Consider the following 13,476-nt stretch of genomic DNA (forward strand, 5'->3'; position numbering starts at 1 on the left):
TGTGCCCGCACGCCGGGGTCGGCACTGACGCCGCTGTCAGTGCCCGCCGTTAGACTCGGAGCATGATAAATAGCACTGACCGGTTGGTGTGGATTGACTGCGAGATGACCGGGTTGAACGTGGAAGCCGATGAATTGGTCGAGATTGCCGTCGTGGTGACGGACTTTGACCTGAACATCATCGACCCCGGGCTCGACATCATCATCAAGCCCAGCGCATCCGCTCTAGACAATATGAACGACTTCGTGCGCAAGATGCACACCACCTCGGGACTCCTCGACGAGCTTCCGAACGGTGTCAGCACCGCCGAGGCCGAGTTCCAGGTGCTCGAATACCTGCTGCGGTTCATCCCCGCGGAGCACAAGGCGCCGCTCGCCGGCAACTCCATCGGCACGGACCGCGGATTCCTGGCTCGCTATATGCCGCGCCTGGACACCCGGCTGCACTACCGCAACGTCGACGTCTCCTCGATCAAGGAACTCGCCCGCCGCTGGTACCCGCGCGTCTACTTCAACGCCCCATCGAAGGACGGCGGCCACCGCGCCCTCGCCGACATCCTCGAGTCCATTCGGGAGCTCGCCTACTACCGCCAGACCGTGTTCGTCGCCGACCCGGGCCCCACGAGCGATCAGGCAAAATCGCTCTCAGCCTCGGTCGTGTCAAACTTCACCGCTCAGGTGTAATAGACTCTATGAGTTGCCCTCGTTCGTAAGAGCGAGGTGACACATGGTGGGTATAGCTCAGTTGGCAGAGCGCCTGGTTGTGGTCCAGGAGGTCGCGGGTTCAATCCCCGTTACTCACCCCATGCAAGTCAAGAAACCACGTAAGTCAAGAAAATGTTAGTCAAGACATTGTTGGTCAAGAACATTGTTAGTCAAGAATATTTTTCACCACAGTGTGCACGACGAAAGCCCCGACAGACTCTGTCGGGGCTTTTTGTGTCCCGCCTATTCCCGCGGAAAGATCGCCACCGGGATGAGCTGGTGAACGGTCTCGCTGCTGTACGCGGCCGACCCGGCGACAGATTCGGTCGCGATCGTCATGGCGAAATCGAGAGTGATTCCGGTCGCATCGGCCGGTAACGAGCCGATGCGCTCCGATTCCAGCTGGAAGCCGCCCTTGGGCGAGGTGATCAGCAGCCCCTGGTCGGATTGCAGCGCCTCGGGATCGAGCGTGAGCATCACCGGGTCGGCATTGAGGTCATAGGCCGACGATGACGCTGCGGTCGCCGATTCGATCGTCGACGTCACCGCAATGTTGGACATGTAGACGTGCCGCTTCGATTCGAAGCTCGCATCGGCGGACACCGACCGGTCGTACACGCTGATGACGAACGAGAACAGCTTCTCGCTGTCGGGAGACCAATCCCGCGTCTTCTGCTCCGTCCACATGTCGAGTTCGAGTTCGAGTTGGTCGGCCAAGACGATCGTGGGGTGCACCGACCCCATGTCCGTGAACTCGGAGTTGAAGGCCAGGGCGCCGTCGTCGGGAACGGTGGTCGACGTCACCGGGTCGATGCCGATGACCGAGGACAGACCCGCGCACCCCGTGAGAGCGAGACCGAGGAGCCCGAGCCCGAGGACCAGAACCGCTGCGTTGGACGTTCGACTGGCGCGGGCAACTCGTTGGGGCATGTGTCCTGGTCTTTCACGTTCGCGCAGCGGGAAGGTCGAGCGGCACGGCCCTCATCAACTACGGCCCTCATCAACACGCTGGTAGTCGACGCGCGGTGCACTAGATGTATCCTGACACGAAATATCCGCCGTCGGGGCGCCAACGTCGCCCAGCCGCTCATGACATGCTGGGTCAATGCTGCAGCTCGACACCACCGAATTCGAACGACTGGTCGTGGACGAGCTCGATTTGCTCCCCGACGACATGGTCGACGGGCTCGACAACATCATCTTCGTCGTCGAGGACCGCCCGGAAAACGGCACCCTGGACACGCTCGGCCTCTATGACGGCATCGCCCTCACCGAGCGCGACCAGTACGGCTTCGGTGAGATGCCGGACCGCATCATTCTCTACCGCGAGCCCCTGCTGGCCGCCTGCGAGACCCTGGACGAATTGCGCGACGAGGTGCACATCACCCTCGTGCACGAAATCGCGCACTTCTACGGAATTGATGACGACAGGCTGCACGAGCTCGGCTGGGGCTAACCCCACACGGGCTAGCCTGATTGCATGAGCAGATTTCGCCCCGGCCGGTTCGTCGGGATCCTGACCGGAACCGTCGTGATTCTCGGCGTCGGCGTGTACGGTCCGGCCACCCTGCTCGGGCCGCTTCCCGCAGCGACCATGACCGTGGTCACACCCGATGCCGTGGTTTCGACCCTGTCCCCGCCGGTACTCCCGGCCGCCGGCGCCAGCGCGGTTGTGACCCTCGGACTGGCGCGCCCGGCCAGCGACGCCGCCAGCACGTCTGTCGAAGCGGATGCCACGACCCCGGCCGTCGAAGCGGTCACGCCCATCGCGGTGGGCGGCACCAGCGAAGCCCTGCCCATGGCCTCGATCGCGAAGGTCATCACCGCCCTGGTCGTTCTGGACGCCAAGCCCATCACCGATGGCGTCGGCCCCACGATCACCCTCACCGCGGCCGACTACCAGTCCTACCTCGACTACTCGAATCAGTTCTCGCGCAGCCTGCCCGTCTTCACGGGCGAGACCTGGACGGAACAGGAGATGTTGCAGGCCATGCTCCTCGGCTCGAGCAACAACCACGCCGATTCCCTCGCCCGCTGGGCCTTCGGGTCGGTGGATGCCTATGCCGAGGCCGCCACTGACTGGCTGGCCGCGAACGGACTCAGCGGCACCCGAGTGGTCGATGCGACCGGGCTCGACGCCGACAGCGTCGGCACCGGAACCGACCTCGCCCGCATTGCCGCCCTCGCCGCGACCGACCCGGTCGTGTCCGACATCATCGCCCATCCCGCATCCGCTCTGGCCGGACGCGGCATCGACAACCGCACCGAGTTCATGTCGGACGAGGGCGTCACCGGCCTGTCGAACAGCTACACCGACGCAGCCGGGCTCTGCCTGCTCTTCACGGCCCAGGTGGTGAGCGGCGACTCGACCTTCGTCTTCGCCGGCGCCATCGTCGGCGAGCCCGATCAGGACACGCTCGACGCCGACATGGCAGCCCTGCTGGCCAGCGCGCAGGCGGGAGTCGCCGAGCTGCCGTTGCTCGCGTCAGGCGCCGCCTACGCGTCGTTCGACACCGAATGGGGTGAGACCGCGTCGGCCGTGGTCGGCGTGCCGAAGACCCAGGTGGGCTGGCAGGCCGTGGCGACGGGAGCCGCGGATGTCACCGTCGACGCCTTCGCGACCGGGCGCAAGGGCGAGACCATCGGCCGCGTGCAGGTCGAGACCGGGGACGGCAGCACCGTCTCATCGCCCCTCGAACTTGACCGAACGATCCGTGACCCGGGAGCCGGCTGGCGCCTGCTGAACCCGGGGCCGGTCATCGGCGCCCTGATCGCGAGTCGGAGTTAGCCGACGGTCAGGGTGATCGTCGCCGACCCTTCCGGGTTTTCGCGCACTCGATAGGCCTCCCAGTCGGTCTGCCATTGGTCCCAGTGCGAGCGAAACGCGTCCCCATCCCGATCGAGGGCGCGCCGTTTGCGCAGCGCATCATCGGCTCTCATCCACACCCGCACGTCGCTCAACCGGGCGTGCGCGGCCGCGAGGGCGCCGCAGCCTTCCACAATGAGCGGATGCCCCGGCTCGACGGGGTGCCACTCCGCCGGCTCCCCGCGCTCCCAGTCGAAGCGTTGCCAGGCCGCCGGCCGGCCCAGGCTGCGCGGAATGAGCACCCGTTCGGTGAGCTGTTCGATCGCCGCGTCGAGTCCGGCCCAGCCGGGGTAGATGTCGTCGAGGCGCACCAGTGTGGGGCGTGCCGTGGTTCCGGCAACGCCGGGCCACTGGGCGACGAGCACGTCGGCGAGGGTGCTTTTGCCCGCGCCGCTGGGCCCGTCGATGAGCACGACGCAGTCTGGCCGGGTTCCCTGTAGCGCCGCCAACACCGGTGCGGTGAGCACGGTCGCTGCCCGTGTCGCTGCCCGTGTCGCAGCCGACCCTGCGGCCGACCGCGGTGCGTCCGGGATCGCCAGGTCAGGCGAGGACAAAGTTCCAGTGGCCCGTCATGACGGAGACCGTCACGGCGAGCAGGGCGATGGCCAGTCCGATGGCCATCAACCCGTATTCGCGCGCTCCGAACGTCGATTCCCGGGCCCAGGTGCGCTGGATCGGCGCCCCGAAGCCACGAGCTTCCATGGCGGTCGCGAGTTTGCTGCCGCGGCGGATGGAGAGCACGAGCAGCGCGAAGGCCTGGTTGAAGAACCGTCGAATCGCTCCCGAATCACCGATGCCCCGGGCCCGACGAGCCAGTTCCAGCGCACGCCAGTCATCGAGGAACAGGCCGACCATCCGCAGCCCGGCAAGCCCGCCGAGCACGAACCGGGCCGGCAATTTCACGACCTGTCCGAGGCCGTCGGCGAGGTCCGTCGGGTCGATGGTGATGAAGAGCACCACTGCGGGCAGCCCGATCGCGAGCACGCGCAGCACGGTCGCGACGGCGAGCTCGATGGACCCGTCGGTCACCAGGACGAGCCCGAAGGACCAGTGCACGACGCCCGCCGCCTGGCCGTAGAGCAGCGTGGTCAGACCGGCAGCCGGGGCCGCGATCCAGACCAGTGCGGTGCGCACGAGGAAGACTCTCAACGTGAGCCCGGCCCACAGGAAAAGCACCAGTTCGCAGGCGAGCGCGACACCCGCTGACACCCAGTCGATGGTCAGCACCAGAACGAGGGCAAGAACCAGCGACGCCCCGAGCTTGGCGACCGGGTTCAGCCCTGCCAGCGCGGAGCGAGTTCCGGTGGAATCGCCGCGCCCGGGCGCGAGCGTCGTCATCGGCGCACTACCGGGGCAGCAGAGCGTTCGGTTTCCGGCAGGCGGTATTCGACATCGGCGAGGGCGGCCACGAAGTCCGCGTCGTGCGAGACCGCGACGACAGCGGTGCCACCGTCGATCAATTCCCCGAGGAACCGCACGATCTCCCGCCAGGTGCGAAAGTCCTGACCGAAGGTCGGTTCATCGAGCACCAGCAGTCCGGGCTGGGTGGCCAGCACCGTGCCGACCGACAGCCGTCGTTTCTCCCCGCCGGAGAGCGTGAACGGGTTGGCCTCGGCCAGGTGGTCGAGGCGGAGGCGCTGAAGCAGTTCGTCGATACGGGAGGTGATGACGGCATCCGTCAGCCCGAGCGCCCGCGGGCCCACGGCCAGTTCGGCCCGCACGGTCGCGGCGATGAGTTGATGCTCCGGGTCCTGGAAGACGGTCCCGATTCGGGTCAGCAAGTCCCGCGATTTCCAGCGGATGGGATCCCCGGCCGCACCGCGAGCGAACTCACGGCTCGCGACCACGCGTCCCGCCGTCGGCGTGAGCAGCCCGGCCAGGGTCAGCGCGAGGGTCGACTTTCCGGCGCCGTTTGGCCCGGTGATGGCCAGCGCCCGGCCGGCAACGATCTGCACGTCGATTCCGGAGGCGACCACCTGATTCGCCGATCGCGCAATCGACAGGGATCGGGCCTGAAGCAGCGGCTCGGGGCTCGAGGGTGATGCGCCCGGGGCCGTCGCGCGGGCGCGGGCGGGCAGCTGGTGGGCAACCCCGGGCACCCAGACCCCCGACTCGGCGAGATGTTCCCGCTGTCGCGCCAGGACGTCGCCGGGGGCCCCGTCGGCGAGCACTCCCCCGTCGCGGTCGAGCACGATGACGCGGTTGACGAGGTCCTGCCAGATCGACACCCGGTGTTCGATGACGAGAAAAGTCGCGTCAGACTGGTCGAGAACCCGCGCCACCGAGTCGCGCACTTCTTGCACTCCGGCGGGATCGAGGTTCGCGGTCGGTTCGTCGAGCAGCAGCAGGCCCGGGCGCATGGCGAGCACTCCGGCGAGGGCGAGCCGCTGCTTCTGGCCTCCGGACAGGGCCGAGGTGGGGTGGTTCAGGGGCAGGTTCAGACCCACCATGCGCAGGGCGGCCTCAACCCGGCGCCAGATTTCGTCGCGCGGAACACCGAGGTTTTCGCAACCGAAGGCGACGTCGTCGCCGACCCGCGCCAGGATGACCTGCGAATCGGGGTCCTGCAGGAGCAGGCCGACGCGGCCGCGGGCATGCATCGGGTCGCTCCCGTTGAGGAGCAGCTGGCCGCTGTGTTCGCCCTCGTCGTCACCGCCGAGCACCCCGGCGAGAGCGTGCACGAACGTCGACTTGCCCGAGCCGGAGGCCCCGAGCAGCAGCACGCGTTCGCCCGGTTCGATGCGCAGGTCGAGGTTGGAGACGGCCCAGGCGCGACGTCCGGCGTGCCGCCAGCCCCACCCGCGGGCGTCGATCGACGCGCCCGCAGCGGAACCGGATGCCGCGCGGCGGGCTTTCGAGGAATCGACGGTCATGTCCGCCGGCCTACACGGCCGCCGTGCCGTCTCGTCCGGATGCGAATCGGCTGAGCGCTCCCGTGCGGGCCAGCCCCCTGAGCGCCAGCCAGGACAAGCCGCCCGCAACCACGACGCCGGAGATGATGGATGTCGCCATGTAGGTGCCCATGAACAGGGCAGCAGAACCGGGGTACCAGAGGAGGAGGTCGGTGATGGTGAGCGCGATGCCCGCGCCGGCTCCGGCGAGCAGAGCGACGTAGGCGCGGTAGTTGCCGTAGAGGAACAGGGCGAAGACGAGCTCGGCACCGAGCCCCTGCGTCAGCCCGGAGACCAGCACGAGGCTGCCCCAGGCGTTGCCGCCGATGAGCGTCGCCACGAACGCGGCGAGCAGCTCGGTGTAGAGCGCAGCCCCGGGTTTGCGAATGATGAGACCGCCGAGCACGCCGGCAAACAACCACCCGCCGCCGAGCAGGCCCTGCAGTCCCGGCAGGAGGGGGGTCAGCAGACCGCCGAGCGGGTTGGAGGCCTGGTTCCAGACAACGAAGATGAGTCCGCTGGCGACACCGATAATACTGGCGACGACGATGTCCACGACACGCCAGCGAAAATTACGCGCGGCCTTGACCGGATTCGACAGGGAGGAGCTGGTGAGGAGGGTGGGTGTGGCGTGCACTGTGCGTGCCCTTTCCGTAGGTGGAGTCGGGGCACGGGTTAGAGAAGTCTCCCTGCGCTGGCATGATCCAGATCAGGTTCGACGGTCGAAGCCAAAGAAGCTTCCTCTCAGCCCGGTTCACCGGACTCCCGTGTTCTCTTGGAGTCTAACCCCACCCGGCGGCACCCGCGCGAATGTGACGCCGCCCGCACGGACGGCGTCATTCGTGCGTGAGCGCGTCGCGCGGACCTACTTCTTGAGGGCCCGCACGATGCGCGCGATCGCCCAGCCGACCGCCGACACGAACGGGATGCCCACGGCGAGCAGTGCAATCACGTTCGGTTCGAAGTGCACCCGTCCGCCGGACTTGAGGTAGGCGCCGATCGGGGCAGACATTCCGCCGCCGCCGCCGCCGCCCATTCCGTCGGGCGACTCGGCGTCGCCGCCACCGCCGAAGCCGTAGTAGCTGACCGCGACCGGAACGATGGTGGTGCCGTCGATCTCGACGGGATCACCGTAAGCGGTCTTCACACCGGCGGAACGGGCATTTTCGGCAAGTTTGAGGGCAAGATTCGTCATGCCCACAGGTTACCCCCCGGCTTCCGGATTCGGACCCGGCGAACTCTGGCGAGGTTTCAACAGGGACGCGGGCTGCACGGCCCCGCGGCCGAACCGATCCGACACCGAATCGACCGCTTTCTCTGCCGCACGCCAGTCGTCGTCCGGGTCCCAGAGTGCCAGCCCCTGCCCGTCGCTGTCGCTGAGCTGCTCCACCCGCACGCCGATCAGGCGCACCCGGATGCCGTGGGCCGCCAGGGTCTCAAAGCTCACGACCGCTTCCTCATAGATCCGGCGGCCCACATTGGTGGGCTCCGCGAGGGTGCGGGACCGGGTCACCGTGCTGAAGTCGGTGTACCGCAGTTTGAGCGACACGGCACGGCCCACGAGACCGGCCCGCCGCAGGCGAACGGCCACGTCGTCGCACTGGCGCAGCAGTTCGCTGCGCAACCGGGCGACATCCGTCACGTCGTGTTCGAAAGTCACCTCGCGGCCGACGCTTTTTTCCTCGCGTTCCACCGTGACCGTGCGGGGGTCCTGGCCCCAGGCGAGGTCGTGCAGCTTGCGGCCGGCCGCCTCACCGATGCGGCTCTGCAGGGTGGCCAGCGGCGTCTTCGCGATGTCGCCGATGGTGCGGAGGCCGAGCCGGGTGAGGGCCTCTTCGGTCGCGGCTCCCACCCCCCAGAGCGCGGTCACGGGCAGCGGATGCAAAAAACCGATGGTGTCTTCGGCCGGAATCACGAGCAGGCCGTTCGGCTTGGAGAGTCCCGAAGCCAGCTTGGCCACGAACTTGGTCGCCGCGGCCCCGACCGAACAGACCAGGCCGGTCTCGGCGAACACCCGGGCGCGAATGAGCTCACCGATCACCGCGGGCGACCCGTGCAGGCGGCGGGCGCCGGCCACATCGAGAAAGGCCTCGTCGATGCCGAGACGCTCGACGAGGGGCGTGAAGTCGTCGAAGATCGCCATGACCTTCGCCGAGTAGTGCTGGTAGGCCCCCATGTGCGGTTCGAGCACGACGGCGTTCGGGCAGCGCCGCAGCGCGAGGGCCATCGGCATGGCCGAGTTGACCCCGTAGCCGCGGGCGATGTAGTTCGCGGCGGTCACCACCGACCGGCCCGACCGGTGGCCGACGACCACCGGCTGGGAGGCATATTCGGGGTGGTCAAGCAGTTCGACGGACACGAAGAACGCGTCGAGGTCGATGTGCAGTACCGTCGCCGAGCTGTCGTCGACGGGTGTGGTCGTGACCTGTCGGCCGCTACCGTCCTGTCTGCCCATACCAGACCCTCATCCTTCCCATCCCCGCCGGTGGCCGCAGATTAGCCCAGTGTCGTGCCGAACGCGAGGCCGAGGAGGTAGGTGACCGCGGCGGCGCCGAGCCCGATCGCCAGCTGGCGCAGCGCCCGGGCGAGCGGCGGGCCGCCCGAGAGCAGGCCCACGACGGCGCCGGTCGCCAGCAGGGCAAGGCCCACGAGCACGGTCGCGAGGACGATCGCGGCAATACCGGTCATCCCGAACAGATACGGCAGCACCGGCAGCAGGGCACCCGACGCGAAGAAGCAGAAACTCGACGTGGCGGCGCCGATGCCGGTTCCGATGGCTTCGTGCTCGTCGACGACGGGCACGGTGGCCCGGCCACGAACCTCGATCGGGCCCGTGGCGACGGCCACGGTGCGCAGCACCTCACGGGCGTGTGCTTCGGCCTTCTCGGGAGACATTCCCCGGGCACGGTAGACGAGGGTGAGCTCATTCGCCGCGAGGTCGAGGTGGGCCAGCACGGTGCGGTCGGTGGGGTTCGGCGTGGAGGCCTCGAGCAGCTCCCGCTGGGACCGCACCGACACGTATTCCCCGGCGCCCATCGACAGGGCGCCGGCCAGCAGGCCGGCGATACCGGTGAACAGGATTGTGGCCGGCGCCACGCCAGTGGCCCCGATGCCGAGCACCAGGGCGAGGTTGCTGACCAGGCCGTCGTTCACGCCGAAGACGGCCGCGCGAAACGTGCCCGACAGACGCTTGCGTCCGCGGGCCGCGAGGCCCCGCACGACCTCCTCGTGAATCGTCTCGTCGGCGGCCATCGCGCTCGTCGCGTCGCGATCGCCGTCATAGGGTGACCGCGACTCGGCCCGCTGGGCGAGCGCGAGCACGAAGACCGAGCCGAAACGCCGAGCGAGCAGCCCGAGAAAACGGGAGTGCAGCGCTCCGCGTTTGGGAGATCCGACCCGGTCGCCGAGCAGCTCCCGCCAGTGCTGTTCGTGGCGCCCCTCGGCATCGGCGAGGGCCAGCAGAATCTCCCGCTCCTCCCCCGCCCGCCGGGCGGCCAGGTCGCGGTACACCGCCGCCTCGGCCTGCTCATCGGCCAGATACCGGCGCCAGCGACGGATGTCCGCGCCACTCGGCGTACGGGTCGTCACGTCGCTCACGACGCGGGCTGCCCGGTGCCTGGCCGGTCGGAGCCCGGCAGGCCCGAGTCCGGCGCCGCTTCCAGCAGGCCTTGCGGGACAACGGCAGACTCATGCGGGCCCGACCCGTCGAGGCCGTAGAACGGTTCCTCGAACTGCACCTCCCAGCTCGCCTCACGACGGGTGGTGGGCGCGTAGAACGCCGACCCACTCAACTCACCGGGCGCGACGATCACCCCGATCGGGTCCTCCGCGAGGGAGTCGGGAAACCGGGTACGGTCGAGGCGCACGATCACCTGCACGCCGACGCCGAACCGCACGCCCGAGGGCGCGCCGTTCGAGTCGGGCCCGGTTCCGGGGTCACGCCGCATCCACATTCGCTACTCGACCGATCCGGACTCGGCCGTTCCGGCGCGTTCGAGAACGAGCTCGCGCACGCGGGCGGCATCCGCTTGACCACGCATGGCCTTCATGACCGCGCCGATCACGGCGCCGGCGGCCTGCAGCTTGCCGTCGCGAATCTTGGCGAGCACGTCGGGCTGCTTGCTGAGGGCTTCGTCGATGGCGGCGATGAGTGCGCCGTCGTCGGAAACTACCGCGAGGCCGCGTGAGGCGACGACCTCGGCGGGGGTGCCTTCGCCGGCGATGACGCCCTCGAGCACCTGGCGGGCCAGGCGGTCGGTCAGGGTGCCGGCCTCGACGAGCGCGATCAGCGCGGCCAACTGAGCGGGCTGCACGAGGGAATCCGCGGCGACACCGGCCGCGTTGGCGAGGCGGGCGATCTCGCCGGTCCACCATTTGCGGGCGGACTGGGCGGAGGCCCCAGCGGCGACGGTCGCCTCGACGGCGTCCATCAGGTCGGAGTTGACGACGTCCTGGAACTCGAGGTTCGCGAAGCCCCAGTCGGCCTGCAGGCGCTTGCGGCGGGCCGCGGGCGGTTCGGGCAGGGTCAGGCGCAGCTCTTCGACCCATTCGCGCGACGGCGCCATGGGCACCAGGTCGGGCTCGGGAAAGTAACGGTAGTCGTCAGCGTCGCTCTTGGGGCGGCCGGCGCTCGTGATGCCGGTGTCCTCGTGCCAGTGCCGGGTCTCCTGCGTGATGGTGCCGCCAGCGTGGAGCACGGCGGCCTGGCGCTGGATTTCGTAGCGCACGGCACGTTCGACGCTGCGCAGCGAGTTGACGTTCTTGGTCTCGGTGCGGGTACCGAGCACCTTCGAGCCGCGCGGACGCAGCGACACGTTCGCGTCGCAGCGCACGTTGCCCTCTTCCATCCGGGCGTTGGAGACGCCGAGGGCCTTGGCGATCTCGCGGATGCCGGCGACGTAGGTGCGGCCGATTTCGGGGGCGTCGTGTTCGGCGCCCTCGATCATCTGGGTGACGATCTCGACGAGCGGCACGCCGCCGCGGTTGTAGTCGACGAGGGAGTAGTCGGCGCCCTGGATGCGGCCCGTCGAGCCGCCCATGTGGGTGAGCTTGCCGGCGTCGTCCTCCATGTGGGCGCGTTCGATCTCGACGGTGACCAGGCGACCGCTTTCGAGTTCGATGGTCAGCGAGCCGTCGTGGCAGATCGGGTCGTCGTACTGGCTGGTCTGGAAGTTCTTCGCCGTGTCGGGGTAGAAGTAGTTCTTGCGGGCGAAGCGGGAGTGCTCGGCGATCTCACAGCCGAGGGCGAGGCCCAGACGGATGCTGGACTCGATCGCCTTGTGGTTCACCTGCGGGAGGCCACCGGGCAAGCCGAGGCAGGTCGGGCAGGTGTTCGTGTTGGCGCCGGAGCCGAATTCGTTGGCGCAGCCGCAGAACATCTTGGTCTTGGTGTTGAGCTCGACGTGCACCTCGAAGCCGAGAACCGGCTCGAACAGCTCGAGGGCCTTGTCGTAATCCATCAGTTCGGGCTTGGCCATCAGATGGCTCCCTTTGCGGTTGTGGCCAGCGCGAGCGCCGGAGCCTGGTCGAGCATGGTGTGACCCCAGGTCGCTTCGAGCAGCTGCTCGATCGCGGCGCCGTAGGTGTAGAGGCGGGCATCCGCTCGCGCGGGCGCCATGATCTGTAGACCGACGGGCAGGCCGTCTTCGGGGGCGAGTCCGATCGGGATGCTCATGCCGGGCACTCCGGCGAGGTTGGCCGGGATGGTGGTGATGTCGTTCAGGTACATCGCCATCGGGTCTTCGAGCTTCTCGCCGAACTTGAACGCGGTGGTCGGCGCGCTCGGGGAGACCAGGATGTCGACCTGGTCGAAGGCGGCGGCGAAGTCGCGCTGGATGAGGGTGCGTACCTTCTGGGCGCTGCCGTAGTAGGCGTCGTAGTAGCCGGTGCTGAGGGCGTAGGTGCCGAGTATGATGCGGCGCTTGACCTCGGGGCCGAAACCGGCCTCGCGGGTGGCGGCCATCACGTGCTCGCTCGTGAGCGATCCTTCGGCCGGGTCGACGCGGATGCCGAAGCGCACGGAGTCGAAGCGGGCGAGGTTGCTCGAGGCTTCCGCCGGAAGGATCAGGTAGTACGCCGCGACGGCGTACTCGAAGTTCGGGGCGGAGACCTCGGTGATCTCGGCGCCGGCGGCGGTCAGCAGCGCGAGGGTCTCGGTGAAACGCTGGGTGACGCCGGCCTGGAAGCCGGAGCCGGAGAGCTCCTTGATGACACCGACGCGCACGCCCTTGAGGGCGCCGTCTTTGAGTCCCGCCGTGGCCGCTGCGGCCATGGAGGGCCAGGCATCCGTCAGCGACGTCGAGTCGAGCGGGTCGTGGCCGCCGATCACGTCGTGCAGCAGGGCGGCGTCGAAGACCGTGCGGGAGACCGGACCGACTTGGTCGAGGCTCGAGGCGAGGGCGATCGCGCCGTAGCGGGAGACCGCGCCGTAGGTGGGCTTGACGCCGACCGAGCCGGTGACGGCGGCGGGCTGGCGGATCGATCCGCCGGTGTCGCTGCCGAGGGCGAGCGGCGCCTGGAAGGAGGCGACGGCCGCGGCCGAGCCACCGCCGGACCCGCCGGGGATGCGGTCGCGGTCCCAGGGGTTGCGGGTGACGCCGTAAGCGGAGTGCTCAGTGGAGGAGCCCATCGCGAACTCGTCCATGTTGGTCTTGCCGAGCGGGATCAGGTCGGCGGCGCGCAGGCGTCGGACGACGGTCGCGTCGTAGGGCGGCACCCAGCCTTCGAGGATCTTGGAGCCGGCCGTGGTCGGCATGTCGAGGGTCGTGAGCACGTCTTTGATCGCGATCGGCACGCCGGCGAGCGGACCGAGCTCTTCGCCGGCGGCGCGGCGGGCGTCGATGCGGGCGGCGGTGGCGAGCGCAGCGTCGGCGGCGACGTACAGGAACGCGTGCAGGTCGGTGTCGACGGCGGTGATCTGGTCGAGGTGGGCCTGGGTGGCTTCGACGGCGCTCACGGACTTGTCCTGCAGGCGGGAGCTCAGCTCGGCGGCGGTGAGGCGGATGAGTTCGGTCAT

General features: G+C 68.7%; 14 protein-coding genes, 1 tRNA gene and 1 riboswitch. Of the genes, 4 read left to right on the forward strand and 11 right to left on the reverse strand.

Features of this window, described 5'->3' with window-relative positions; all coding sequences use genetic code 11:
• Positions 1-62: 62 nt before the first annotated feature.
• Together orn and D6T64_RS20950 are read left to right on the forward strand one after the other, a co-directional pair.
• Positions 63-683, forward strand: a complete 621-nt coding sequence (orn, locus tag D6T64_RS20945) for an oligoribonuclease (RefSeq protein WP_119976623.1) — start codon at positions 63-65, stop codon at positions 681-683.
• Between the two features lie 46 nt (positions 684-729).
• A tRNA-His gene (locus D6T64_RS20950) sits at positions 730-805 on the forward strand.
• A 142-nt stretch (positions 806-947) separates the two neighbouring features.
• On the opposite strand, the gene D6T64_RS20955 is transcribed toward D6T64_RS20950, so the two are convergent.
• Positions 948-1,634 carry a hypothetical protein gene (locus tag D6T64_RS20955; protein ID WP_119976624.1) on the reverse strand — a complete coding sequence of 229 codons (687 nt, stop codon included), beginning with the start codon at positions 1,632-1,634 and terminating at the stop codon, positions 948-950.
• Positions 1,635-1,809: 175 nt separating this feature from the next.
• Between D6T64_RS20955 and D6T64_RS20960 the strand changes: the two genes are divergently transcribed.
• Positions 1,810-2,160: a metallopeptidase family protein gene (locus tag D6T64_RS20960; RefSeq protein WP_119976625.1), complete on the forward strand. Its 351-nt coding sequence runs from the start codon at positions 1,810-1,812 to the stop codon at positions 2,158-2,160.
• Between the two features lie 24 nt (positions 2,161-2,184).
• Positions 2,185-3,492, forward strand: a complete 1,308-nt coding sequence (locus D6T64_RS20965) for a D-alanyl-D-alanine carboxypeptidase family protein (protein ID WP_119976626.1) — start codon at positions 2,185-2,187, stop codon at positions 3,490-3,492.
• On the opposite strand, the gene D6T64_RS20970 is transcribed toward D6T64_RS20965, so the two are convergent.
• The 10 genes from D6T64_RS20970 to gatA form a co-directional block, all read right to left on the reverse strand.
• Positions 3,489-4,037, reverse strand: coding sequence for an AAA family ATPase (locus D6T64_RS20970; protein ID WP_233551477.1), 549 nt, complete (start codon positions 4,035-4,037; stop codon positions 3,489-3,491). The two genes, D6T64_RS20965 and D6T64_RS20970, sit on opposite strands and share 4 nt — an antisense overlap.
• Before the next feature lie 73 nt (positions 4,038-4,110).
• Positions 4,111-4,908 (reverse strand): energy-coupling factor transporter transmembrane component T family protein, encoded by a 798-nt coding sequence (locus tag D6T64_RS20975; protein WP_119976627.1) that lies wholly within the window; start codon positions 4,906-4,908, stop codon positions 4,111-4,113.
• Positions 4,905-6,443: an ABC transporter ATP-binding protein gene (locus D6T64_RS20980; RefSeq protein WP_119976628.1), complete on the reverse strand. Its 1,539-nt coding sequence runs from the start codon at positions 6,441-6,443 to the stop codon at positions 4,905-4,907. The genes D6T64_RS20975 and D6T64_RS20980 overlap by 4 nt, the downstream gene beginning before the upstream one ends.
• Before the next feature lie 10 nt (positions 6,444-6,453).
• Complete coding sequence (locus D6T64_RS20985) at positions 6,454-7,098, reverse strand: ECF transporter S component (RefSeq protein ID WP_119976629.1); 645 nt, start codon at positions 7,096-7,098, stop codon at positions 6,454-6,456.
• Between the two features lie 32 nt (positions 7,099-7,130).
• Positions 7,131-7,240, reverse strand: a riboswitch (TPP riboswitch).
• Positions 7,241-7,326: 86 nt separating this feature from the next.
• Positions 7,327-7,656, reverse strand: a complete 330-nt coding sequence (locus D6T64_RS20990; RefSeq protein ID WP_119976630.1) for a hypothetical protein — start codon at positions 7,654-7,656, stop codon at positions 7,327-7,329.
• 9 nt (positions 7,657-7,665) lie between these two features.
• Positions 7,666-8,916, reverse strand: a complete 1,251-nt coding sequence (gene dinB / locus D6T64_RS20995) for a DNA polymerase IV (RefSeq protein WP_119976631.1) — start codon at positions 8,914-8,916, stop codon at positions 7,666-7,668.
• Positions 8,917-8,957: 41 nt separating this feature from the next.
• Positions 8,958-10,058, reverse strand: a complete 1,101-nt coding sequence (locus tag D6T64_RS21000) for a VIT1/CCC1 transporter family protein (RefSeq protein ID WP_199719253.1) — start codon at positions 10,056-10,058, stop codon at positions 8,958-8,960.
• Positions 10,055-10,408 carry a hypothetical protein gene (locus tag D6T64_RS21005; protein WP_119976632.1) on the reverse strand — a complete coding sequence of 118 codons (354 nt, stop codon included), beginning with the start codon at positions 10,406-10,408 and terminating at the stop codon, positions 10,055-10,057. Before D6T64_RS21005 ends, D6T64_RS21000 begins: the two co-directional genes overlap by 4 nt.
• A 9-nt stretch (positions 10,409-10,417) precedes the next feature.
• Positions 10,418-11,938, reverse strand: a complete 1,521-nt coding sequence (gatB, locus tag D6T64_RS21010; RefSeq protein WP_119976633.1) for an Asp-tRNA(Asn)/Glu-tRNA(Gln) amidotransferase subunit GatB — start codon at positions 11,936-11,938, stop codon at positions 10,418-10,420.
• Positions 11,938-13,476: an Asp-tRNA(Asn)/Glu-tRNA(Gln) amidotransferase subunit GatA gene (gene gatA / locus D6T64_RS21015; RefSeq protein WP_119976634.1), complete on the reverse strand. Its 1,539-nt coding sequence runs from the start codon at positions 13,474-13,476 to the stop codon at positions 11,938-11,940. The genes gatB and gatA overlap by 1 nt, the downstream gene beginning before the upstream one ends.

The organism is Cryobacterium melibiosiphilum, from assembly GCF_003602235.1.
In the GTDB taxonomy this organism is placed as follows: Bacteria; Actinomycetota; Actinomycetes; order Actinomycetales; family Microbacteriaceae; genus Cryobacterium; species Cryobacterium melibiosiphilum.